At 69.8% G+C, this 22798-nt stretch carries 20 protein-coding genes and 1 pseudogene; 12 read left to right on the top strand and 9 right to left on the bottom strand.

The window, feature by feature from the left end; all coding sequences use genetic code 11:
• Nucleotides 1-3: 3 nt before the first annotated feature.
• Nucleotides 4-1086 carry a GTP-binding protein gene (locus tag NFX44_RS23860; RefSeq protein WP_262285822.1) on the bottom strand — a complete coding sequence of 361 codons (1083 nt, stop codon included), beginning with the start codon at nt 1084-1086 and terminating at the stop codon, nt 4-6.
• A gap of 259 nt (nt 1087-1345) precedes the next feature.
• Here NFX44_RS23860 and NFX44_RS23865 point away from each other — a divergent pair, with 259 nt between their 5' ends.
• From NFX44_RS23865 to NFX44_RS23885, 5 genes are all read left to right on the top strand, one after another.
• Nucleotides 1346-4597 carry a DUF2961 domain-containing protein gene (locus NFX44_RS23865; protein WP_262285823.1) on the top strand — a complete coding sequence of 1084 codons (3252 nt, stop codon included), beginning with the start codon at nt 1346-1348 and terminating at the stop codon, nt 4595-4597.
• Nucleotides 4598-4682: 85 nt separating this feature from the next.
• Complete coding sequence (locus NFX44_RS23870) at nt 4683-6221, top strand: sugar ABC transporter ATP-binding protein (protein WP_262285824.1); 1539 nt, start codon at nt 4683-4685, stop codon at nt 6219-6221.
• Complete coding sequence (locus NFX44_RS23875; protein ID WP_262285825.1) at nt 6218-7282, top strand: ABC transporter permease; 1065 nt, start codon at nt 6218-6220, stop codon at nt 7280-7282. Before NFX44_RS23870 ends, NFX44_RS23875 begins: the two co-directional genes overlap by 4 nt.
• Nucleotides 7283-7305: 23 nt before the next feature.
• The gene (locus NFX44_RS23880) at nt 7306-8310 is read left to right on the top strand and encodes a substrate-binding domain-containing protein (protein ID WP_262285826.1); all 1005 of its coding nucleotides are present in this window, start codon (nt 7306-7308) and stop codon (nt 8308-8310) included.
• 102 nt (nt 8311-8412) lie between these two features.
• Complete coding sequence (locus NFX44_RS23885) at nt 8413-10104, top strand: family 43 glycosylhydrolase (RefSeq protein WP_262285827.1); 1692 nt, start codon at nt 8413-8415, stop codon at nt 10102-10104.
• Between the two features lie 296 nt (nt 10105-10400).
• Here NFX44_RS23885 and NFX44_RS23890 read toward each other — a convergent pair whose 3' ends face one another.
• Nucleotides 10401-10940: a hypothetical protein gene (locus NFX44_RS23890; RefSeq protein WP_262285828.1), complete on the bottom strand. Its 540-nt coding sequence runs from the start codon at nt 10938-10940 to the stop codon at nt 10401-10403.
• Nucleotides 10941-10982: 42 nt separating this feature from the next.
• Here NFX44_RS23890 and NFX44_RS23895 point away from each other — a divergent pair, with 42 nt between their 5' ends.
• The 3 genes from NFX44_RS23895 (at nt 10983) to NFX44_RS23905 (ending at nt 13466) form a co-directional block, all read left to right on the top strand.
• Nucleotides 10983-12350, top strand: coding sequence for a hypothetical protein (locus NFX44_RS23895; protein WP_262285829.1), 1368 nt, complete (start codon nt 10983-10985; stop codon nt 12348-12350).
• 142 nt (nt 12351-12492) lie between these two features.
• Nucleotides 12493-12876 (top strand): hypothetical protein, encoded by a 384-nt coding sequence (locus NFX44_RS23900; protein WP_262285830.1) that lies wholly within the window; start codon nt 12493-12495, stop codon nt 12874-12876.
• 356 nt (nt 12877-13232) lie between these two features.
• A complete protein-coding gene (locus NFX44_RS23905) occupies nt 13233-13466 on the top strand; it encodes a hypothetical protein (protein WP_262285831.1) in 234 nt (77 codons plus the stop codon).
• 265 nt (nt 13467-13731) lie between these two features.
• On the opposite strand, the gene NFX44_RS23910 is transcribed toward NFX44_RS23905, so the two are convergent.
• Nucleotides 13732-14211 (bottom strand): hypothetical protein, encoded by a 480-nt coding sequence (locus NFX44_RS23910; RefSeq protein WP_262285832.1) that lies wholly within the window; start codon nt 14209-14211, stop codon nt 13732-13734.
• Between the two features lie 172 nt (nt 14212-14383).
• On the opposite strand from NFX44_RS23910, the gene NFX44_RS23915 reads away from it, so the two are divergent.
• Entirely contained in the window at nt 14384-14737 is a 354-nt protein-coding gene (locus NFX44_RS23915; protein ID WP_262285833.1) for a hypothetical protein, read from the top strand.
• A gap of 840 nt (nt 14738-15577) precedes the next feature.
• Here the strand turns inward: NFX44_RS23915 and NFX44_RS23920 are convergent.
• From NFX44_RS23920 to NFX44_RS23935, 4 genes and pseudogenes are all read right to left on the bottom strand, one after another.
• Nucleotides 15578-16126 (bottom strand): annotated as a pseudogene (locus tag NFX44_RS23920) (maleylpyruvate isomerase N-terminal domain-containing protein); the annotation flags it as partial.
• Nucleotides 16127-16220: 94 nt separating this feature from the next.
• Entirely contained in the window at nt 16221-17270 is a 1050-nt protein-coding gene (locus NFX44_RS23925; protein WP_262285834.1) for an IS110 family transposase, read from the bottom strand.
• A 422-nt stretch (nt 17271-17692) separates the two neighbouring features.
• Nucleotides 17693-18007, bottom strand: coding sequence for a YrhB family protein (locus NFX44_RS23930; protein WP_262285835.1), 315 nt, complete (start codon nt 18005-18007; stop codon nt 17693-17695).
• Nucleotides 18008-18192: 185 nt separating this feature from the next.
• Nucleotides 18193-18561, bottom strand: a complete 369-nt coding sequence (locus NFX44_RS23935; protein ID WP_262285836.1) for a hypothetical protein — start codon at nt 18559-18561, stop codon at nt 18193-18195.
• Nucleotides 18562-18806: 245 nt separating this feature from the next.
• On the opposite strand from NFX44_RS23935, the gene NFX44_RS23940 reads away from it, so the two are divergent.
• On the top strand, nt 18807-18962 hold the full coding sequence (locus tag NFX44_RS23940) for a hypothetical protein (protein ID WP_262285837.1): 156 nt from the start codon (nt 18807-18809) through the stop codon (nt 18960-18962).
• Nucleotides 18963-19160: 198 nt separating this feature from the next.
• On the opposite strand, the gene NFX44_RS23945 is transcribed toward NFX44_RS23940, so the two are convergent.
• The gene (locus NFX44_RS23945) at nt 19161-19673 is read right to left on the bottom strand and encodes a hypothetical protein (RefSeq protein WP_262285838.1); all 513 of its coding nucleotides are present in this window, start codon (nt 19671-19673) and stop codon (nt 19161-19163) included.
• 532 nt (nt 19674-20205) lie between these two features.
• Here NFX44_RS23945 and NFX44_RS23950 point away from each other — a divergent pair.
• Nucleotides 20206-20967 (top strand): hypothetical protein, encoded by a 762-nt coding sequence (locus NFX44_RS23950; protein ID WP_262285839.1) that lies wholly within the window; start codon nt 20206-20208, stop codon nt 20965-20967.
• Nucleotides 20968-21181: 214 nt separating this feature from the next.
• Here NFX44_RS23950 and NFX44_RS23955 read toward each other — a convergent pair whose 3' ends face one another.
• Nucleotides 21182-21670: a hypothetical protein gene (locus tag NFX44_RS23955; protein ID WP_262285840.1), complete on the bottom strand. Its 489-nt coding sequence runs from the start codon at nt 21668-21670 to the stop codon at nt 21182-21184.
• Nucleotides 21671-22195: 525 nt separating this feature from the next.
• On the opposite strand from NFX44_RS23955, the gene NFX44_RS23960 reads away from it, so the two are divergent.
• Nucleotides 22196-22687 carry a hypothetical protein gene (locus NFX44_RS23960; RefSeq protein ID WP_262285841.1) on the top strand — a complete coding sequence of 164 codons (492 nt, stop codon included), beginning with the start codon at nt 22196-22198 and terminating at the stop codon, nt 22685-22687.
• The last annotated feature ends 111 nt before the right edge of the window (nt 22688-22798 follow it).

The raw sequence follows: 22798 nt of genomic DNA on the forward strand, positions 1-22798 counted from the left end.
CGGTCAGGCCGGTGTGGCCGGGAGACGGTGCACGGGGCGGGGGTAGGACGGTGCGAAGGCGTTCGCCGGGCCGGGCCGTGCGGCGGCGCCGGCCGCGAGGTCGGCGTCGTAGGCGGCGGCCCGTACCAGTGATTCGAGGTCCTGCGGTGGGCAGGTGGCGCGGACGTTGAGCAGCACGGTGGCCCGGGCCACCGGCGATCCGTCGGGCCCGGCGGGCTCGTGCCGTGGCCGGTCACCGGCGGCCAACACGCTCATGCGGATCAGTCCGGCGGGGGACTGGACGGCGAGTTTGGCGTGACCGATGACGTCTCCGCGCCGGGCGCAGGCGGCGGAGAGCGATTCGAGGGCGACGTGTGCCCAGCGTCGCGCGGAGAACCCGCCGTCGGCCGAGACATGCCACACCTGGTTGAGCCAGCTCAGCCGGGCCTCGGCCGCGGCGTACCGGTCGTAGTCGACGTCCAGGTCCACGGCTCGGTCGCGCGGTGGCTCGCCGGTCCACCGCGCGACGAGATCGTCGACGTGCTCGCCGAGGCTCGCGCTGTAGCCGAGGACGCCCGCGCCGGGGTGGGCGCGCCGGATCTGGTCGAGGAGCGCGCCGAACGCGGCGCGGGGCAGGGCGTCGGACTTGTTGACCGCGATGAGGTCCGCCTCGGCGAGTTGGCGGTCGAACAGGTAGCCGAGGTCGCCGTCCAGCACGCCGACGCGCGCCGGATCGACGATCGTGGTGAGGGGGGCCAGCGTCAGGCGGTCGCCGTAGCGGGCCCGCAGGGGGCGGATGACGGTCGCCTGCAGGTCGGTGCAGCTGCCGACGGCCTCGGCCAGGATGGTGTCCGCACGCCCGGTGTCGAGCAGGTCCGTCACCAGGTCGGCGAGGTCCTCGAAGCGACAGCAGAAGCAGCCGTCGGTCACCTCGCCGACGTCGGGCACGACGTCCCGGGCCAGTTGGGTGTCCACGAGGTCGCTGCCCTGGTCGTTGGTGATGACCGCGACCCGGCCGCCGCGTGCGGTGAGCAGCCGTCCGGCGGCCAGCATGGTCGTGGTCTTGCCCGCGCCGAGGAATCCGGTGAGGACGACGAGTCGGGGCACGGCTGCCCCCTCCCAGCGCGCCGCAGGGCCGCGGTGCGCTTTTGTGAGCGAGAAATCGTTTGCTCGGTTCTGATCGAGGACCATAGGAGCGGCGGGTGGGGCTGTCAACGTCGAAGCGCCGCCGACCTCGCCGGTCAGCACTGGAGGATTGACCGCCGCGCGACGGCTGCCTAACCTGATCGCAACCGCAGCGAGAAATCGATTCCTTGTCTGCCGCATATCACGGCCCGCCCCACCCACCGATGTGGAAAGGCGATTCATGACACCCACCACCCGCGCACCACGTACCTCGATTCGGCGGCTGCTCGGTGCCGCCGCCGCGGCGACGCTCGTCGCCGGCTCGGCCGTCGTCGGACTCACCGGGCCCGCCTCGGCCTCCACGGGACCGACCACGAACGGCCCGGTCGGCTGGGACGTCTACCGCCGGCTCGACCGGCTCCCGGAACTGACCGACGGCTCCCGGGCCTACCAGTTCTCCAGCTTCGACCGCAGCGGCGGCAACGACGACGGCTTCTCCGGCCAGTACTCCTGCCTGCGCACCAGCGCCGACGGCTGCGTCATCGCCGAGGCCACCGGCGCCGGCGAGATCGACTCCATCTGGTTCACCCGCGACGAGGGCAACGTCTCCGCCACGGGCAGGATCACGGTCGTCCTCGACGGAAAGACCGTCCTCGACGCCAAGCTCCAGGACGTCGTGGACGGCAAGCTCGGTGCTCCGTTCGTCTACCCGGTGGTCGCCAACGCGGCGCAGAGCTCCGGGGGCGTCTACATCAAGGCGCCGATGACCTACCGCAGCTCGATGCGGGTCACCACCGAGAAGAACCCGATCTTCCACCACGTCTCCTACCGGAAGTTCACCACCGCGGACGGCGTCCGCACCTTCGACCCCACCGACCGGGCCGAGGACGTCATCGCGCAGCTCAAGGCCGCCGGCACCCGCGACCCCAAGCCCGCCCAGCCGGGCGCCGCGACGGCCGAGCGCACCTTCGCCGTCCCCGCGGGCGGTCGGACGACCCTCGCCAGTGGCGTCGGCCCCGGCGCGATCACCGCACTCCAGCTGAAGATCCCGCAGCTCGTCGGCGCGCCCCAGCCGATCGCCGACGACGGCCGCGCCTTCGGCCCCGGCGGCGGCAGCGAGTTCACCGTCGCCGTCGACCCGGCCAACACCGGCGTACGACTCACCCGCCGGCTCGACCCGCACATCGGGCACCAGCGGGCACGGATCCTGGTCGACGGAGCACCGGTCGCCGAGTGGCCGGCCAACGACCCGGTGCCGTTCGGCACCTGGCTGGACCAGAGCGTCGAACTGCCGGCGAGCGCCACGGCCGGCAAGACGAAGCTGACCATCCGCAACGAGTTCATCTCGTCCGACCTCGACGTCAACGAGTTCACGTACTGGGTCGACAGCCTCGTCTCCGGCACCGCGAAGCGCACCGACACGGTCGACGTCGGCCCGGCGCACACCGACGTCGAGGCGGCGCACGGCTACCGGATCACCGCGCAGACCTGGCAGGGCAGCAACACCTCCTCCTACCCGTCCGACGACGACCGCAAGGCGGCCGTCGCCGCGTCCGACGCGGTGCTGCGTGACACCCGGCTGCGCATCTCGTTCGACGGCAAGACCACGGTGGACGCGCCACTCGGCGAGTTCTTCGGCACCGGCCTCGGGCTGCACGCCGTCCGGTCCCTGATGTTCGGCGTCGACCCGGCGACCGCGACCCTGTCGGCCTGGTGGCCGATGCCCTACCGGTCGCGCTGGACGGTCGAGCTGCGCAACGGATCCGACGTGGCGATCAAGTCGTCGGTGGCCACCGTGACCACCGAGCGCTCCGCCCGCTGGGCGGCGGCCCTGCGGCCGACCGGCGACACCGGCTACTTCCGGGCGACCGCGACCAGCGCCGACACCACGCCGGGAGCGGACCACCTCTTCCTCGACGTCGCCGGACGGGGGAAGTTCGTGGGGGTCACCCACACCATGGAGGGGCACATCCCCGCCGGCAACCAGCGCAACTACCTGGAGGGTGACGAGCGCGTCTACGTGGACGGCGCGCAGAGCCCGAGCATCCACGGCACCGGCACCGAGGACTTCTACGAGAGCGGCTGGTACTTCAACCACGGCACCTTCTCCGCGCCCATGAACGGCAACCCGGCCCACGAGATCGCCGACTACGGCTGCCAGTACGACTGCACCGGGGCGTACCGGCTCATGCTCGCGGAGTCGGTGGCGTTCTCGACCGGACTGCGGTTCGGCATCGAGCACGGCCCCGGCGACCAGGACCCGGCCCGGTACGGCTCCACGGCGTACTGGTACGGCCAGGACACCCTCGGGCAGCGCTGGACGGACACGGTCGACGTGGGCGACGCCGCCAGCGAGACGGCCCACCAGTACGCCTCCGGCGGCGACCGGACGGTGCTCACGTCGACCTTCGAGGGCGACGACGGCGCGCCCCGGCCGGTGACCGACGACGTCCGCGCCTCCACCGAACCGATCCGGTTCCGGGTGACTCTCGACGAGGACAACGCGGGCGCGGTCCTGCGCCGGGTCGGCGACCAGTCGGCCGGATACCAGTCGGTGGCGGTCGGTGTTGACGGGCACGACGCCGGCACCTGGTCGCAGCCGCTGGCCAACGCGTCGCACCGGTGGCTGGAGGACGAGTACCGGCTCCCGGCCGCGCTCACCCGCGGCAGGGACGCGGTGACCGTCACCCTGACACCCACCGCCGGCGCTCCGGCCTGGTCCGCGGCCCGGTACGCGGTGCTCAGCCTGGTCACGCCGTTCACCGACCACGAGCGGCCGGGCGCGGTCAGCGGGCTCACCGCCACCAGCGGCACGACCAACGCCGTGACGGTGGCCTGGCAGCCGGCCGCGGACGACGTCTACGCCCCCCGGTACGAGGTGTTCGCCTCCCGCCAGGCGGACTTCACGCCGGGACCGGGCACCCGCGTCGGCACCACGACCCGCCCGAGCTTCGAGCATGCGGGTCTGGGGCTGCGTGAGACCTGGTACTACCGGGTGCGCGCGGTGGACGCGGCCGGCAACGCCGGGCCGTACTCGCCGACCGCCTCCGCCACCACCGGCGACACGCTGCGGATCGAGGGCGAATCGCTCCTGCCCGCGGTCAGCGCCGACGCGCCGGCCGACCCGCAGAGCGACTGCTGCGGCATCCACTGGTCGCAGAGCGCGCAGCTGTGGTTCCACGCGAACGGGCCGAACCAGAGCGTCACCGTCAACTTCACGGTGCCCACCACCGGGACCTACGACCTGCGCCTCGTGCAGACGCTGGCCCGGGACTACGGCACCAACACGGTGGCGATCGACGGCACCCGGATCGGGCCGGCCTTCGACGCGTACCACTCGCCGGAGGTGGTCGTGAGCGACCCGCTCGACTACGGCCAGCGGGAGCTGACGGCGGGCCGGCACACGCTCACGCTCACCGTGACCGGCAAGGCCGCCGCGGCGGTCGGCTACCTGGCCGGGCTCGACTACGTCGAGGCGCGGCTCGTCTCGTGACCGACCGGAGCCGCCGGGTCCGCACCGGGCCCGGCGGCTCCGGCCCGACCCGTAGCAGACCCGCAGACGACTGACGAGGTGCCGCATGACAGAACGCCCGCTGGTCCGGATGACCGGCATCGGCAAGCGGTTCGGCGGTGTGCACGCCTGCCGCGACATCGACCTCACCGTCCGGGCGGGTGAGGTGCACGCGCTGCTCGGCGAGAACGGCGCCGGCAAGTCGACACTGATCAACATCCTCTCCGGCGTGATCACCGAGTACGACGGCACCATCGAGCTGGAGGGGCGGCCGGTGAGCTTCGCCGGCCCGTCCGACGCCCAACGAGCCGGCATCGCCACGATCCACCAGGAGCTGGACCTGGTGGCCGGGCTCTCCATCGCGGAGAACATGTTCCTCGGCCGCGAGCCGCGCACCCGGATGGGCACCGTCGACCTCCGGCGGATGCGCCGGCAGGCCACCGACCACCTGCGTACGCTCGGCGCCGACCTCGAACCGCGGCGGCTCGTCGGGTCGTTGCGCGTCGGCGAGCAGCAACTGGTCGAGATCGGCCGGGCCCTGTCGCTGAACGCGCGGGTGCTGATCATGGACGAGCCGACCGCCGCCCTGGCGGATGCCGAGGTCGAACGCCTCTTCGCGACGATCGCGGAGCTGCGCCGGGCCGGCGTCGGCATCGTCTACATCTCGCACCGGATGGCGGAGATCGAGGTCGTCGCGGACCGGGTCACCGTGCTGCGCAACGGCAGCGTCGCGGGCAGCGTCGACCCGAAGGCAGCCTCCCGCGACGACATCATCCAGCTGATGGTCGGCCGGTCGGTCGACGCGCTCTACGGCGAGGGGCGCAACGAGCCCGGGGACGTGCTGCTCGACGTCCGCGGACTCGCCGTGGCGCCACGCCGGCCGACACCCGGGCGGACCGAGCCGGCCGGTGTCGACCTCACGGTGCGTTCCGGCGAGATCGTCGGACTCGCCGGGCTGATGGGCGCGGGCCGCACCGAACTGCTCGAGACGCTCTTCGGCGCCGGGGGCTCCGGCCGCCGCGTCGGCCAGGTGACGTTCGACGGCCGCCCGTACCGCCCGCACGGCCCACGGTCAGCCCTGGCGCGCGGGGTGGCGTTCGTCCCCGAGGACCGGCGTGGCGCCGGACTGATGCTCGAGCACTCGGTGAGCGACAACGTCGTGCTCTCCGCGCTGTCGACACTGACGACGCTCGGCCTCGTACGCCGGCAGGCGGTGAAGCGGACGGTGGCCGGGCAGCTCAGCGCCCTGGCGGTGAAGGCCGCCTCGCCGGCGGTCGCCACCGCCACGCTCTCCGGCGGCAACCAGCAGAAGGTCGTGTTCGCCAAGCAACTGCTGACGCGACCGCGGCTGCTGTTGCTCGACGAGCCGACCAGAGGCGTCGACATCGGGGCCAAGGCCGAAATCTACCGGCTGCTGCACCAACTCGCCGACACCGGCATGGCGATCCTGCTCGCCTCGTCCGAACTGCCGGAGCTGCTCAGCCTCTGTGACCGGGTGGTCGTCCTGCACCGCGGTCACACCGTGGCCGCGTTGCCCCGGGCGTCCGCCACCCAACAAGCGATCCTCGCCGCGGCCAACGGGGACGATGCCAAGGAGGCCCGATGAACTCGCCCAACCCCACCTCCGTCGCCGAAGCGCCGCGCGAGACGCCGCCCCGCCGCGGGCCGATCCGACTGCCGCGGGACAGGCACGCGATCGTCGACAGCTTCTTCCGGTTCCAGAGCCTGTTCGGCCTCGCTGCCGTCTTCATCATCGCTATCGCCGTGTCGCCCGTCCGCAACGGCGAGAGCGTCTTCCTCAGCTCCGGGAACCTCGCCAACATCGTCCGGGCGGTCTCGGAGATCGGCATCATCGCGGTCGGGATGACGTTCGTGATCCTGATCGGCGGCATCGACCTCTCCGTCGGGGCGGTGCTCGGGCTCGCCGCGGTCGGATCGGCCACCCTCATGGTCGACAGCGGCATGGGGATCCTGCCGACGGTCCTGATCGTGCTGTTGATCGGCACCGCGTTCGGCGCCACGCAGGGTGCGATCGTCGCCCGGCTCGGCATCCAGTCGTTCATCGTCACCCTCGCCGGCCTGCAGGCGGCCCGGGGCATCGCCCGGATGTGGTCCGGCGGCCTGGGCATCCCCATCGCCTACGGTGACGGGCCGCAGGAGGCCCCGGAGGCGTTCTCGACGCTGAGCGGGTCCATCAACGGAGTCCTCCCGGTGCCGGCGCTGCTGTTCCTCGCCATCGGCGTCGGCGCGCTGCTGGTGCTGCGCACCACGGCCTTCGCCCGGCACGTGTACGCCATCGGCGGCAACGAGAAGGCCGCCCGGCTCTCCGGGGTGCCGGTGCGCCGCGTCCGCATCACCGTGTTCGCGATCTCCGGCCTGCTCGCCGCGCTGGCCGGGATCATCCACGCCGGGCAGCTCAACCAGGGCAGCCCCAACGACGGCGCCGGCTACGAGCTGGACGCGATCGCGGCCGTGGTCATCGGCGGGACGAGCCTCGCCGGTGGCAGTGGATCCATGGGCGGCACCATCGCCGGCGCCCTGCTGCTCGGGATCCTCAACAACATCCTCGCGCTCAACAACATCGACGCGAACGTGCAGCTGGTCGTCAAGGGCCTGGTCATCGTCGCTGCCGCCGCGCTGCAGAAGCTACGCCCCCGCATCGCCTGACCCACCACCCACTGGAGGAAACCATGCGTTACGCCCGAAGAGCGGCCACGATCCTGGCGCTGGCCGCGCTCGTCGCCACCTCGGCGTGCAGCGTCGAGGACGACCCCGGCAGCAGCAGCTCCGACGCCTCGGCGAAGTGCGGCAGCGGCAAGGACTTCCTGATCGGCATGTCGCAGGCCAACAACGCCGAGCCGTACCGGCAGGTCATGAACGACGACGTGAGCAACGCCGCGAAGTCCGTGCCCGGCTTCAAGGTGGTCGTCTCGGACGCGGCCCAGGACAACAGCAAGCAGGTGGCCGACGTGGAGAACTTCCTCTCCCAGGGCATCAACCTGCTGATCATCTCGCCGAACGAGGCGAAGCCGCTGACCGCGGTGGTCAAGAAGGCCTACGACCAGGGGATCCCGGTCATCGTGCTGGACCGCAAGGTCGAGGGTGACGCGTACACGGCCTTCATCGGTGGCGACAACGTCGCGATCGGCAAGGCGGCGGGCGAGTACTACGCGAAGACGCTGCTCCCGCAGGGCGGCAACGTCGTGGAGATCTCCGGCCTGCCCGGCTCCACCCCGGCCGCCGAGCGCGCCCAGGGCTTCCGCGAGGGCATCGCCAGCAACCCGAAGATCAAGATCGTGGCGAGCCAGACCGCCGAGTGGCTGCGGGAGAAGGGGCAGAGCGTCATGGACGCGATGCTCAAGTCGACCCCGGACATCGACGCGGTGTACGCGCACAACGACCCGATGGCGGAGGGTGCCTACCTGGCGGCGAAGGCGGCCGGCAAGGAGACCGCGATCAAGTTCACCGGGATCGACGCGCTGCCCGTGCCCTCGGGCGGCATCAAGGCCGTCGAGCAGGGTCGCCTCCAGGCGACGTTCCAGTACCCGACCGGCGGGCGTGAGGCGGTCGACCTGGCCAAGAAGATCCTCGTCGACTGCGCCAAGGACGTCCCGAAGACGACCACCCTCGGCACCCAGCAGATCACCAAGGAGAACGCCGCGCAGGTCTACACCACCCTTGGCGGCAAGCAGTAGGGCCGGGCGCTGGTCCGCCGCCTGAGGCAGGAGGCGGACCAGCGCGGCCGCGCGCCCGTCGGGCGCACCCCCTCGCCACCCGTTGACCCCCTGGAGGAACGCATGCCCCGCCCACCGTCCCGCGTCGGTCGGCTGTCCGCGCTGCTTGCCCTCGCCCTGGGACTGATCGTGGCCCCGGCGCCGGCCCGGGCCGCCGACAACGCCGCGCCGAGCAACCAGCCCTACGAGAACCGGTCCGTCCAGGTCACCGCCGGCGAGTTCGTGAACGTGTACGACCCCAGCGTCGGCGAGGACGAGCGCTGGTACTACAACGACCACACCATGGTGCGTGACCGCGTGACCGGCCTGTGGCACGTCTTCGCGATCACCCACGCCGAGCCGGCCAACCCGCTGGACGAGAAGTTCTTCGGCCATGCCACGGCACCGTCACCCCGTGGCCCCTGGACGAAGCAGCCGTTCGCCCTCGAGGCCGACCCGAGCGCGGGGGAGACGCACATCTGGGCGCCGTACGTGCTGTTCCACGCCGGCACCTACTACATGTTCTACGCGGGCGGCACCGCCGACCACGAGGCGTACCGGATGCACCTCGCCACATCCAAGGACCTGACGACCTGGACGCGGCACCCCGGCAACCCGCTGTTCACCGACGGCTTCGACGGTCGGGACCCGATGGTGACCCGCGTCGGCAACCAGTGGGTCATGTACTACACCGCCAACAGCACCCCGGCCGGTGGCCACCACATCGTCGCCTACCGCACGAGCCGCGACCTCGTGCACTGGAGCGACCGGCGGACGGCCTTCGAGCACCCGGCGACCGGCACCTTCGGCGGCCCGACCGAGTCGCCGTTCGTGGTGCACCGCGACGGCTCCTGGTATCTCTTCGTCTGCTGCGAGAGCGGCTACCAGGACACCCGCGTGTACCGCAGCGAGGACCCGTTCCACTTCACCGTCGACCAGCTCGCCGGCCGGATCGAGGCGCACGCCGCCGAGGTGGTCAAGGACGACTCCGGCTCCGGCCAGTGGTACGTGACAGGCGCCGGCTGGGGTCAGGGCGGGCTCTGGCTGGCGCCGCTGAACTGGCGTACGCCGGTGGTGACGAAGGGGCGCCTGGTCAGCACGCCCTACTACCGGGCCGTCGTGCAGACCGCGCCCGAGTCCCGGCTGGTCTCCTACGAGGCCGACCCGACCGGCCAAGGCGCGTACCGGCCCGTCACGGACTCGTCGTTCCGTTCCACGGCGCCCTACCTCGCCGTCGGCACCTTCGGGCCCACCGACACGGCCGGCGCCGCCCGCGACGTGACCGTGTCGGCCGACGGCAGCGACGTGCTCCTGGCCGGCATCCCGCTCGGCGACGAGCCGGTGACCGTCGACTGGCGCTTCCGGTTCGCACCGACCACGATGGATGTCGACCTCGCCTGGCACGTGACCGGCCCGACCAGCGCGCCGGTCTGGGAGGCCGCCTGGAACCTCGACTCGGCCCTGCCCCGGCTCGCGGACCCGGCCGGCGCCGATCGCGACGGGGACGCGGCGGGCTTCACCCGGTGGACGCTCGCCACGGACGACACGACCACGCTGGCAGTCGCCTACCGGGACGGGTCGGCCTGGAGCGAGGACAACCGGTGGTTCAACCGGCCGAGCGGCTCGATCGCCTGGCAGCCCCTGTGGCAGCCGGGCGGGCGGTCACTGCCGGTGGGCGACCTCGCCGGCGGGACCTGGCGCATCGGCGTGAGCGGCGCGCCCGCCGACACCGCGTTCGCAGAGGCACTGGCCGCCTCGCTCAACGGCGCGGCGTAGCCCCCGGCCCCGCGGCCGGCCACCGGAACGGGTGGCCGGCCGCGGGAGTCGACGCTGGAGCGGTTGAGCTGACTAGAAGCTCAGTTTGCGAGCATCGAGGGGTAGTCGACACAGCTCGGTTCGAGGTGTGAGTGCAACCGGGCCGGCTGCCCCGGACTGTCTGCCCTCCCGCCTCATCTTCGGCCAGCCGCGTGCACGAGCGTCGCGAAGCGCCAACCACCCGCAATGAGCGGTGACTCGCGGCCGACGCGCACGGACGGCGGCATGTCCGTGCGTCTGATCTTGGTACGGGTCGGCTACTTCTCGTCCAAGCCGTGGTACCTGATGGAGTCGGCCATGCCCTCGGAATCGCGGCTCTTGGCAAGGGCCTCTCGGGCTGCCGCCACCGCTGCGACGATGTCGGCCAGCGGTCGTTCGATACGGGCGTTGCGCACGGGCTCAAAATCGGGGACACGCCTGCCCGCGGCGATGAAGTCCGAGGAGTCGAAATCGTATTGACCGATCAGGCTCCATCCCGCCTGTACGTCCACCAACCCCTTACGTACCGGACCGACCCGCAGCCATCCGGTGCACTGGTCGGAGAAGTTGAACGGGAGCAGCACGACCGGTACGTCACCGGTGGAGAGCCGTTCGAGCTCGGTCATCCAGCAGTCCAGGGTGTGCACAGGGCCCAACTGGCCGCCGTTGATGGCGAAGTCTGGATGGTCGAGTTCGAGGATGCATTCGAAGCGGCTGGTGCCCAGTTTCAGAATCAGGACGTGCTGCGCTTCCTGGGCAGTGCGCCATCGGCAGGTTGCAGCCAGCACCAGCCTACCGCCCGCAACGACGTAGATCACTCGGTTGTGCGGCCCTGTTGAGCTGCTTGTTCTCCTTCTACGGTGGCTTCTCGCAGGTCTTGGCGACCAATCCTGGAGGTCCCGCTGTACGTCAACGACGCGTTCCTCGCCCACTACAACAAGCCGGCCCGGGCTCGGCTGCGCGGCCTGGCACGCAACCCCACCATCCCCGCCGACCTGTTGTGGCGGCTTGTCGACGAGCAACTGAAGGAGGCGGGTTTCGCCCTGACCTTCCGCAAGGAATGGACCGACGAGCAGTTCGAGGCATTGGCCGACCACCCCGACCGCAAGGTGCGCGAACTGCTGGCGCAAGCGGTGCACGTCACGCCCGAGCAGCGGGCCAGGCTGGTTGAGGATCCAGAACCCGGCGTGCTGCGCGCGCTCGCCGAAGGGCCGGACTGGTTCCTCGCGTGGACGTGGACGCCACAGCCGGCGTTGCCCACATGGGCGTATGAGCGGCTGCTCGAACGGAGCCCTAGGCTGGAACTGATCATGGCTGACTCTCCGTGGCTGCCGCAGGACCTACGCGCCCGGCTATGGCCGGCCGGATCATCACCGGCACCGGCCGACGAGCCGCCGCCGGACAGGCGGGAGGCCGAAGCGCAGGCCGGCGCCGACAACGAATGGACGCGCGTTGCCGCCGCCGCCGATCCCAGGCTGCCCGCCGACCTCGTCGCCCGGCTGGCGGTGGACCCGTCGCCCGCGGTCCGGCTCGCCGTGTCGATGCGCCCCGAGCTCAGCGAGGAGCAACGCGCGGCGATCGAATACCACGTCGGACGTGAAGACCGGATCCGGCCCGCCCGCTGGGCGACCGACACCCGCGACCCAGAGATCCAGCGCCGCTGCGTGCTCTCAGCGCACATCGGTCTACGCCGCAGCGTCGCCTGCAATCCCCACCTGACCACCGACCATATCGCCGCGCTCGCCATCGACGTCGACTTCGCCGTCCGGCTCCTGTTGTGCGAGCGTCACCCGGACGTCGCCCCCGAGACGGTGCTCAACACGTACCTGGAGGCCACGACGATGACCCGAGGCCGACTGCTGCACCACCCCAGCTTCCAGCGCGTCGGGCTGGCCCGCCTGGCTGACTCGCCGGACCCGCAGGCCCGAGCCCTGGTGGTCCTCGATCCCGAGGCAGCGCCGAAGCTCATCGAGCGGCTCAGCAACGACCCGCATCCGATGGTGCGGGAGTCGACGGCCGGTGATCCACGACTATCACCCAGTCGCGTGCTCGAGCTGTTCGACGACCCGGCAACGGCTGGAGCAGCCGCCGCCAACCCACACCTGCCGGTGCCGGTCATGCACGGTGTCCTAACCGACGCGGCCACGCTTGCCGACGAAGTCGTCGAGGGCAAATCGGCCGTGTACCTGGGTCGGTGGTCACCCGACCAACTGCCGGACGAGGACTGAGGCGGCAGGAGACTGCACGTGTGCGATTCGGCCGATGTTGGCCGACGGCCGGCCCTTCAGGCATGCCAGGGTCACGCACTCATCTCGGCAGATCAGTGCATCTGGTCATCGCTTACAGTGGCCCAATGGCGGGAGTGTGGGGATGAGCCTCGATATCTCTGTGTGGATACCGGACGACGACGCCTACGCCGGTCGGGACGTTGTCGTGGATCCGCCGGGCACCAGCACCGGAGTAGGAGCTGAAGGCCTTCGTTACAAGCTGTGGGGCTCTGCAGCAGCTCGGCATCTCGGTGCAACGTTCCTCCCGCAACTCGCTGACATCACGGTCGAGAACCGTGGAAATCTCCAGGTCCCGCCGGGTCAGCTCGACGCCTTCGAGCAGGAGTGCGTACTCCTGGCAGAGAACGTCGAGCAACTATCCGCCGCCACTGGTTACGACGCGGATCGCATCCTCCTCTACCTGACCAACGTGCGGCACGCTGTGGGGCGCGCTAAGGCGCTACACGGCGGCATCATCATCTGGTAGGAACGCCCGGCCGGGCGGCAGCGCCCACCCCGATTCCGCACATGAAGGGGTCCACTCATCGGCTACTTGTTTCATTGACCTACGACGGTGGCCCGGCCAGGCCTCGGTTGAGGCGCCCGGCCTGTCGCTCTCTTTTCGGCTGCCCACGTTGGTCGTGTGGCTCTCATTTGGCCTGCGCAGTCCCGGCCGCCGCCAGGGCGGAGAGGCTCAAGAGGGGTTTGCTCTGCTCGAAGTAGCGTTGCCCTCCCGGCTCGATGAACCAGTTGGATCGAGCGTCGGAGGACGCGTTGAGTGTCATGTGGGATCGCGTGGTCATCGGTATGGACCCGCACAAGCGCCCTGCCACGATCGAGGTCATGGCCGGCGACGAGACCGTCATCGGCGGCGGTCGCTTCGACACCGGCCGTGACGGCTACGCGGAGATGGGGACGTACGCCAGGCAGTGGCCGAACCGGGGCTGGGCGATCGAGGGCTGCCAGGGCATCGGCCGGCACATCGCCAACCGGCTGCTCGCCGACGGCGAGCAAGTCGTCGAGGCCCTCGGACTCTTCCTGGAATCCAAGGCCTCCGAGAACGGGGTCGTCTCGTGAACGGCTCTTTCTCAACCTTCGGCTGTCTCACTCTCGGCGATGACGGAGGGCGACGTCAGTCGAGCAGGATGCGTGTCGTAGGCCTGGGAAGCCGACAGCCCTGAACATCTGACGCTTCACCACCTTGTCTTGGTGCTGACCCAGCGTCGTGGGCTCTCTCCGACTGGCGCCGGCCTTGTGCTCCACCGCGCTCCCGCCAGCCGATAGGCATCCCTCGAGCAATCAGGGGCAGTTGCCGATGACCTGGCTGTGGCACATGTGCCAATCAGCCGCGACCGCCTTCCCGTGATCGGCGGAGGTAGGAGACGGTGGTCACGGTGAGCAGCACCGCGCCAATGAAGAAATAGGTGTTGATCCCAAGGCCCGCCCAGAGCTCAACCGTGGAGATGCCCTCCGCCCCCACAAAGCCGCCTCGGCGGATGCCGGTAGCCATGAGCAGGTTTTCGACCATCCCGGGAACCCCCCGGACGACGAGTAGCGTGCTGCCGAACCACAGCGGCGTGAGGAGCACCCACCGAGGGACACGTCGTCCCCATGGCCGGACGGTGGCTACCACGACAGCCGCCCCGACGGCCGACATGAGGATGAGAACGATGTTGAAGATCACGTACGCCCTCAGGTTCCATGGCCCGTCACCGGTCGGATCGTCACCGGGGAAGAACACCGCTACCACGTGGGACACGACGAAGAAGACCAGCCACGCGAATGCGCCGTACGCCCATCGAGCGCTGCCGTGAACTCTCATACCACCAAGATCGTCGACTCGGGCGCCATGACGCCTCCCCTCCTCAGGGGATTCAACTCCCTCATCAGAGGGAAGCTCGGCGCGTGATGCCAGCCGGACGCTGTGACTTCAGGGCCGGACCACCTCACAAGCAGATGGGCTTTGGCCGGTCTACGGCCGCGACCGTCAGGAGGTGACCGGCGTCGTCGTACCCGTGGGGCTTGGCGACGCCGGGTCGGTGGACGCGGAGCCGCTGGGCGCCGGGCTGCTCGGCCCCGGAGTGCCGCTCGACGGCGTCGGGCCAGGTGTGGACGGGGACGGGGTCGGAGTGCCGGAAGGGCTGGGGGTGCCGGACGGGCTGGGCGGGGCGGTGGTCGGGGGCAACGAGGGGGCACCGGTCGATCCGGGCGTCGACGGCACCGTCGGCTTCGTGGTCGGTGGCCTGGTGGCCGGGCTTGTGGCCGTCGGCTTCGGTGCGCCGGTCGCCGGGCGTGCAGTCGCCGGGGCGGCGGTCGGCTGCCGCACCGACTCGGTCCGGGCCACCTGACCAGTCGGCGGCGGGATGTCGGTGGGAGACGGACCGGAGACGGCGGCGGCACTGGGCGTCGCCAGGAGATCCGGCCTGGGGGTCGCCGGTGCGGGCCGGAGGCCCGGCGCGCCGGCGGCCGGCGCCGGCGCTGTGTGGCCGGGGTCAGCCTCGGCGTCTCCGATCAGCGCGAAGCCGAGACCCGCTCCGCCGACCAGCAGGGCGGCGAGGGCTCCGGTCGCGACGGGCAGCGCGGCCGAACGGGGTGGGCGGGGACGCCGGTGGGCGGGCAACGAAACGCTCCTGACCTGCTGGGATGGGGCTGGCGCGACGACGCCGACCCATGACCCTGCCGCCCGCCGTGCGCGACCGCCAATGGCCACACGGCGGAAGGTGACCGGGATCACCACCACGCAGGCATGTGGCGGCCGAAGCAGCCATCAGACCGACATGTCGGAAGAGTGCACCGCTGCGCCGGAGGCCATCGCGTTGCTGCCGGCTCGCCGAGCCGGCAGTACGTCACGCGGCTGCGCGCCGCCGCCGCGCGACACTCCGGCGTCCGGCGGCGTTCCTGACCGTCACCAACCTGGTTATGCCGTCGCCACGGCTCTTGGCGTCGGGGGTCGTCGCCCGGTTGCTCTGGTCCGTCCGCCCGGCGCATCCCGCCGGTGCCGGCGCATCACGCCGGTGCCGGCGCACCGGCCGCCGGTGGCGGAGGTCGAGGAACTGCTCGCCCGGTAGGTCGGGCGGCGCGGGAGCCGCCGAGGACGATCGCCCACCCGGCGCGACCGTCGCGCACACACGCGCTGATCAGCGCCCTTAGGATGCCGCTAAGGCGTGAGACACAGGCGTCCCGGCGTTCTACAGCGCGGAGATCGAGGCGGGCGCGCGCTCGGCACGGCTCAGGGCTCGCAGCACGTCGGTAGCGCCGTGCCGGCGTATGGCGATCCGGGAGAGCACGTCGACGACGGTCTCGATGGCCTGGGCGGGCAGCTCGGGCTCCGGAACGCCGACGCCGTAGGCGAGATCGTCGCAGCGGTCGACGACCTCCAGGAGCCGACTCGCCGCGAAGTCGTCCAGGCTGGTCGACCATGCTCCCCAGGTTGGGCGGCGCACCGGCCGAGAAGGCGCAGTCGGCAGCACGGCCCGTAGGTCTTCGACGGGGGCTTCGACGCGGGCGGCAAGGGTCGGCGGGCCACCCGCGGCGTCCTGTTCGCCACTGGTGCGGATGAGGACGTTGAACGGATCATCGAGATCTGACCCGATCCAACTCACCCGCGCGTAGTACTCGTGGAGTGGGATGACCTTCTCGGTGGCCACCGGTTCGGCGAGCACCTTGGGGATGAAGAAAATCTGCCCTGCCAGATGTCCGGCCAGCCCTCGAACGCTCAGCTTCGCCAACGCGCTCGGCTCGTGCCAGGAGTACGTCCTGCGGCTCTACCCGTTCGCGGCGACGTTCCGCCCCGGCCACCGTCTTAGCTGCCTTCTGACGCTTCTATGTTTGTCAAGCGGCAGCCGCGTTGAGGCTGCGGTAGAGCTCGCGGGCGATGTAGCGCTTGAGACAGCGGCGGATCTCGGGATCGGATATGCCTTCCGATCGGCGGCGGGTGACGTATGCCTGGGTGCGGGGACAGGTGCGCCATCGTGTGAGCAGGATGTCGTGTAGGGCTCGGTTGAGGGCACGGTCGCCGCCGCGGTTGAAGCGGTGACGCACGATCCTGCCGCTGCTGGCCGGGATCGGACTGGCACCAGCAAGCGCGGCGTAGGCGGCTTCGTTTCGGCAGCGACCGGGATGAGACCAAGACACGATGGCCTGGGCGGCGCTGACGGGACCCACACCATGCTTGGCCAGCAGATCGGGCGCGAGGTCGGCAACCAGGTTGGCGAGTTGGGCCTTGTTGTCGGCAAGGTCTCGACCTACGGCGCGGACCGCCAGGGCCAGACGGCGTGCTTCGGCGCGGCGCACCGCCTGCTCACGGGTCTGGTCGCGGGGGCCACGACGGCGAGCGATGTGGGCCAACCGTTCGCAGGTCAGCGAGCCGCGAGACAACGTTCGGTCCGCCTCGTCTCCGGTCAGTAGCAGCGCACGCAGACGATTCACGGTCCGTGTTCTGGTGGCGACCATCTCCCGCCGAGCACTGAGCAGGATCCGTAATGCCTCCCGATCGCCGTCAGCCCGCGGCGTCGGCAGCCTCTGGGCGTCCAGGCGCAGGGCGTGCAGCGCGGCCAGCCGAGCATCGATCGGATCAGACTTGCCCCGCCGCCGCTCGGCCCGGCGTGGACGTTCGACCTCCACCACCATCAGCCCCGCCGTGGCCAGCGCCCGCGCCAGCCCGATTCCGTAGCTGCGGGTGCCCTCCAACGCGACAACGACGCGTGGGCCCGGGGCGTGCTCGCCGATCCACGCCAGCGCTTCGGCGAAGCCGGCCTCATCGTTGGTGATGCTCAACGTGGCGATGTGCACGCCACTCGGCGCAGTCAGCTCCAGAGCATGGGAATCGCGGTGAGTGTCGCCGCCGATGACGGCATCTACGACGTCTGCCAGCATGGGCATACGGCCTCGGTCTCCTTCCAGGCAGGGGCCAGGGGTCGGCGCCGGCCTGGGTGGAGTCATCGAGCGGCACATCTGTGAGGAGTCACGCGTTGCAGCGCGGACAGGCTTCTTATCAAGCCAACCCGGTGGGCCAGGCCGGTGCCGGCGCTGCCGAGGACAAGTCAGAAGAAGAGCACGCAGCTCCGCGGCCAAATCCGTAGCGAGTCACCCGACAACACCGGCACCGATCCTGGCGGCAGTCCACCCAGAACCGCCAGACGTGACACTCACAGATCCGTAGATTCCCAAGAGCGCTCCGCAGCCGTTCGGCAACGTCCGCGTCGCCCTGGTCCTCGCACGCCTGGCGGCTTCATCGGTTCAGCGCCGTCCGGCCCAGTCCGACCCGGTGGCTCCCACACGTGGCTCCCAAAGAGGGCTCGGACTTACGGCTGCGGGGAGGTGCAGAGTGCGCACGTGTGTCGGCCGTTGGTGTACTCGGCGAGGTAGTAGTCGATCGACCGAGCCGTACCTGTGTGGTGGGCCTGCCCCGTTTTCCGGTCCACAAGGATCGGGGCGTTGCCGGCGACGGAGTCGAGGAAGGATCCGGTCTGGATGTATCGCACCGACTGGTAGTCAAACACCCAGCAGGTTGGCCGCTCCTCCACGTGGGTGATGGCAAGCAGCGGCACGCCCGGAAACGAGGACATCTCCTGCAGCACTGCCTCCGCGGCGCTTCTTGCCTCCTGCTCCGTAATCACGGGCACATCATGCCCTCAGTGAGCCGCAGGGGCGACCCTTGCCTTGCAAAGATCGCGCGGCCTGTCGGCCGGCGTCCGTCATGGTCGCTGACCTGGACCGATCGTCGGTCGGTGCCGTCCTCCCCCGCCGCTCGTCGGCCAGCTTGGCTGTACCGATGGCCGTACCGCCACCAGCCCTCGGGTTGCTAAAGGTACGGATTCGAGGCTTGAGGGTCCGGTACCCATGACCGGTCAGTGCGCGACAGCTCCCGACCGGCGGCTGTCTCAACGATCGCTAGACCATCATCTCGGTGGATCCAGCTATCGTCCGTGTACTGCCACACCGCCTGGTCAGCGAGCACGTCAGCCAGGCTCTCCCGGGAAACCACGTCGTAGCTGTCGGCGCCGTCTTCGTCGACAAACAAGCGGCGTACCTCGATCAAGCCTTGGTCGACCAGTGCGATCAAGGCGGCGGCCAAGTCGGGGAGGCGGCTCAGCTTGTCTGCCAATTCGAGATCGGTGCGCCAGTCATAGAGCACCCCCGGCAGCAGGTCGTGCTCGCGCGCGTTGACCATGAGGCATTGCTCCTCATGGCTCCGCTGATCCCATGTCAACACGCGGAGATGGTGACACATCGTGGAGGGCTCGCCGGGTTCGAACCTGCGGCCTTGGGATTAGAAGAAGATCAGGGATGGCTGGTCAGCTGTCGGCTTTCCTGGTCAGCCCGTCCGTGGCTGTCGGGCAGCGTCGGCGGTTGCGGGCAGTCTTGGCTGTACGGATGGCTGTACAGCCACACTGTTGGGTCTGACATGATCACGACGTGCCCGACCCCGCGCCGGCCGACGGCAGTCCGCCGCCGGGGCCGCCTGCGCCGACAGCGCGCAACGAACTGCTCACGCTACTCATGCTGCTGCTCGCCTCGGTCGCTCTACTGGCGCTGTGCTTCGGCTGTGCCGCGTTCTGGCTATACAACTAACTGGCCGTCCTTGCGCTGGACCCTCAGCGCCAGTTTGGAAGGACGAAGATCACGACCGATAGGGACCTGGTAGGCCAGGTCAAGGGTAGGAAGTGCGCGACCGTTCGTGCCCCCTGGTGACCGTCCGGGGTACGGGCTACTGGCACGCGGATGGCACGGTGGTGGCCTTGCTGCACAGGCGGTCAGTCCGACGCCTACCTATCTGGTCCGACGCCGCCGCAGGGCCGCCGCCACCAGTCCGGCGGCGAGGACTGCCAGCATCGCACCAGCCGCGAGCCACCAAGGGCTCGGCCTCTGTGCAGGAGCGGATGGGGCCGCGACATGCGTCGGGACCGCAGCGGCCGCGGACGGTGTGGCCGACAACTGGCGGATTCCGTCACACAGCCCAGTGGTGCCGTTGATCGAATTCACCCTGTACCGGGTGCCGACGCGGAAGTCGTAGCCGCAGCTGGCCTCGCCGCGGCTCACGCGCAGCCCGAGCGTGTCCCCAATCCCGAAGCTGCCCTTCTCGACGGACTCGACCGCGAGTTGGACCCCATTGTCCGTCACCTGCGTGACGGTGCCGACGACGATGCGCTCGGCTCGTTCGTCCTGTTGCTCGGCACGCAAGGCGCAAGAGCAGGCCCAGGCGGGTTCGGCCGGTGAAACGGCCGTGACGAGGCCGAGGCTGAGAATGACCAGAGCGAAAAGGATTGTGCCGCGCAGCTTCATGCCCTCACTGACGCGGCCGGATCCCCCTAGGTTTCCTCCAGCCGCCTGCGAGGTTGTACCCGTGGACGTGCGGTGAGTGGGCGAATCTCCTCGTCGGGCGGTCGTAGACCGTCCAGCCTCCCCCGGGCGGGGACAGGGTGGAGCGCTCTACCGGACGAACGACCTTGTCGCCCTGGCCCTGGTCTGCTCGGCTCCGCCTGGGTCGGTGGCTGGCGGGATGGCATCCCACCACCCACGAACCGGAACCGTTCGGCAACTGCATCTCGGAGTCGTCTGGCCCCGCCGGAGGCATGCCCTTAATTGGCCGGCGCGCCGGCCAATGCCGGCGCTTGCGCCGCCAGCAGGCCGAGCGCGGCCGGCGCGGCCCGCTTGCGGGCCGCCTTGATCTGACAGAGCGCAATTCGGCAGTGCGGGCGTTCAATCGACCTGTCCCGTCACGGGACATGCTTGACATTCGCGTCCCACCAGATGCTTGACATGATCGGCCCAGTTTGTTGGAAGAGTCGGTGGTCCGGCACCCGTACTGTGGGGCGTGTCTGCATTCCAAGCAGCGGTGGTCCGGCAGCGCCGGACCGTCCTCGCCATCGCTCTGGCCATCTCTGTCGGCTATCCCCTAGTGCTGTGGTTCGCTGGCTCGGACCACAAGATCGTTGACGTGCTTGTTATCGGGCTCCTAGTTGGCTCTTTGATCCTGTTGGCGCTGTTGGGTTATGCCTTGCCGGATGAGCGGCCTGCAGTCTTCGTCGTACGGCCGGAGGTCTCGTCCTTCAGCACGCCGTCCAGCTCCGTTGCCGTTTGGGGCGCCGTTGCTCTGGCGTTGGCAGCCTCCGCGCAGATCAGCTCTGTGGTCCGACCGATCTGGACACACAACCTGCGGCCCCTCGACGCCGTCCTGCCGGTCCTGGTCTCCGCGCTGGCAGGTAGGCAGATGGTCTTAGCCTGGTGCGGGTTCCTTGTTCACCTGCGGCCTGAGGGCCTGTGGTGGCGCACACTGGCCGGGTCAGTGCGGGTGCCATGGGAGGCATTGGCCCCCGGCTACCCGCAACGGCCGGCCCTGTACGCCGACACTCTGACCCTCACCTACGCCCGACCCGACCTGGTACGTCGTCGCGGCCTCGTGCTGCGCCCGCGACGGCTACCGATCAAGACCGTCGACGCCTGGTTCATCAGCGACGCGATCTGGTACTACCTCGCACATCCCGAACATCGGGCAGCGATCGGAACCGAGGCCGAATACCGCCGCCTGCTAGACGTGCTGAGGGACAGACCTGCCGACCCAGCCCCCCACGGCTGAAGCTGGCGGCATCTCCTAGAGCCACTGTCGTAATGCATCTGGTGGGACTAGACAGGGCATTCAATCGACCGACTGTGACACTGCGCGACGCGCGGTCAACGGCAAATGAGGATGGCCGCACCTCACGATCGATACGCCACAGTTGATCGCACGCGTTCACCGGCCTGGGGGTCGCACCGGGCCGACGTTTTCCCTCAAGGGGATTTAGGCAGCGTCAGAGGCAGCTAGGCCGCAGATCCCGAGGCGTGTAGGTGATCTGCAGGTGATAGGTCCCCCCGGCGGTGCTGAGCACCTGGAGGCTCCACGTGCAACTGGTCCCGTCCGACTTCACGGCGTCGTACACATGGCTGCCGTGGCCGAACGCCTCCCAGCCGCTGGCGCGGGCAAGATCCGCGTAGAAGCGCGACACGTCGTCGACGGCACCGGCTCCGGTGACCTCGCGGTCGAGCATTCCAAGGCTGGGCGGCCCCGGACTCGCCCAACCGCAGCTCACAGTCTCGGTCGCCGCTGCCATGGTGGCGCCGGGTGGCGTCTGGGTCAACACCGGCTCCTGACGCAGTGCGGCGACCGTCTTCGGGTCCGGGTGGCAGTCGCGGGCAGCGATTTCCCCCGATATGGCGTCGCCCAAGTCGCCACAGCCCCCAAGGAACAGCCCCAACGCGGCCACCACGACAGCGGGGCTGACAACGCCGACTCGGCTCACGGCACACACCCCCGCAGTGCTCGATCTTGGCCTAGTGAGCATAGGTTCGGGGTCTCCTGGTGCACCAGCCCTGGTCCAGAGCCGCGGCCGGCCGGACACCTACCCCAGCTCGGCATGTGAGTGCGCCCACGATGCTCAGGTGCCAACGGCTGCAACCAGGACGACTGACCACCAAGGCCGGCTGTCGTCCATGTGCTGGGAGGACCCGTCATGCATGTGGTGGGACAGGGCCTTCAGAACTTGGGCGCGCTGGTGACCCGTGGAACATCGAAGGCCCTGACCGGGACTCGCGTCCTGATCAGGGCCTTTGGCGTGGAGCGGGTGACGGGAATCGAACCCGCACTGTCAGCTTGGGAATTGTCGATATCCGCCTGTCTACTGCGTCGACGGCCTGGTCTCGGCGGTCCCTCGTGGCCTCGGCTGACCCCTGCTGTCCCGGCTCAATGGCACGCTAATGGCACGCCGCGCTGCGCTCCTCGGCAGTGACCGTCCGATCATGCCCGGGTACCTTCGTACGGAGGTTTTGTGAGTAGGACGTGCTTCGTCGAGTTCAATGGCTCGGGCTTCTGGGCGTTCAGCGACAGCCTTGCTGTCTTGCTCGGTCAGGCCGTTGTGGTGGCGGAGGAGATGGCGGCTGATCGGCACTCGGCGGCCGTTGAGGACGTGGTCGATCAGCTTCGTGTGAGTGCGGTCGTGACCGACCTTGGCCTACATGTCGACGAGGACTGGCGTGGTGATCGACTTGATCTGCTCATGCAGCTGATCGAGGAGGCAAACCGGCGACTGGGTGAGCGTGGGCGCGTGACAGCGTCCGAGGTCAAGGGCTGGACAGCGCTTGGCGACGACGTGATCGAGCTGCGGCGCGACACGGTGAATACGGCGCCGGTGATCGAGCTGGGGCAGGGCGTGTTGCAGCTGCTCCGAGAGAGGCTTCCGCCCGCCCCAGAGGGGACGTGGTGGTTCTACGGCGTAGAAGGTGGCCGTCAGACCATCGTCATGCGGAACGTGGAGAGCTGATCCCGACTTGTAGGTCGCCTCGTCCGTCGCCTGGCCACGCCTCTGGTCTTAATGAGGGAACCTCAGTTTGGAAGGACGAAGATCGCGGCCGACAAGGCCCTGGTGGGGCAG

Origin of the sequence: Micromonospora sp. MA102 (assembly GCF_025460765.1) — a bacterium.
GTDB lineage: Bacteria > Actinomycetota > Actinomycetes > Mycobacteriales > Micromonosporaceae > Micromonospora > Micromonospora halotolerans.

Coding starts and splice junctions, on each gene's coding strand:
- NFX44_RS23865 (WP_262285823.1), top strand. CDS start 1,346: ATGACACCCACCACCCGCGCACCACGTACCTCGATTCGGCGGCTGCTC.
- NFX44_RS23870 (WP_262285824.1), top strand. CDS start 4,683: ATGACAGAACGCCCGCTGGTCCGGATGACCGGCATCGGCAAGCGGTTC.
- NFX44_RS23875 (WP_262285825.1), top strand. CDS start 6,218: ATGAACTCGCCCAACCCCACCTCCGTCGCCGAAGCGCCGCGCGAGACG.
- NFX44_RS23880 (WP_262285826.1), top strand. CDS start 7,306: ATGCGTTACGCCCGAAGAGCGGCCACGATCCTGGCGCTGGCCGCGCTC.
- NFX44_RS23885 (WP_262285827.1), top strand. CDS start 8,413: ATGCCCCGCCCACCGTCCCGCGTCGGTCGGCTGTCCGCGCTGCTTGCC.
- NFX44_RS23900 (WP_262285830.1), top strand. CDS start 12,493: ATGAGCCTCGATATCTCTGTGTGGATACCGGACGACGACGCCTACGCC.
- NFX44_RS23905 (WP_262285831.1), top strand. CDS start 13,233: ATGGCCGGCGACGAGACCGTCATCGGCGGCGGTCGCTTCGACACCGGC.
- NFX44_RS23910 (WP_262285832.1), bottom strand. CDS start 14,211: ATGAGAGTTCACGGCAGCGCTCGATGGGCGTACGGCGCATTCGCGTGG.
- NFX44_RS23925 (WP_262285834.1), bottom strand. CDS start 17,270: ATGCCCATGCTGGCAGACGTCGTAGATGCCGTCATCGGCGGCGACACT.
- NFX44_RS23935 (WP_262285836.1), bottom strand. CDS start 18,561: ATGGTCAACGCGCGCGAGCACGACCTGCTGCCGGGGGTGCTCTATGAC.
- NFX44_RS23945 (WP_262285838.1), bottom strand. CDS start 19,673: ATGAAGCTGCGCGGCACAATCCTTTTCGCTCTGGTCATTCTCAGCCTC.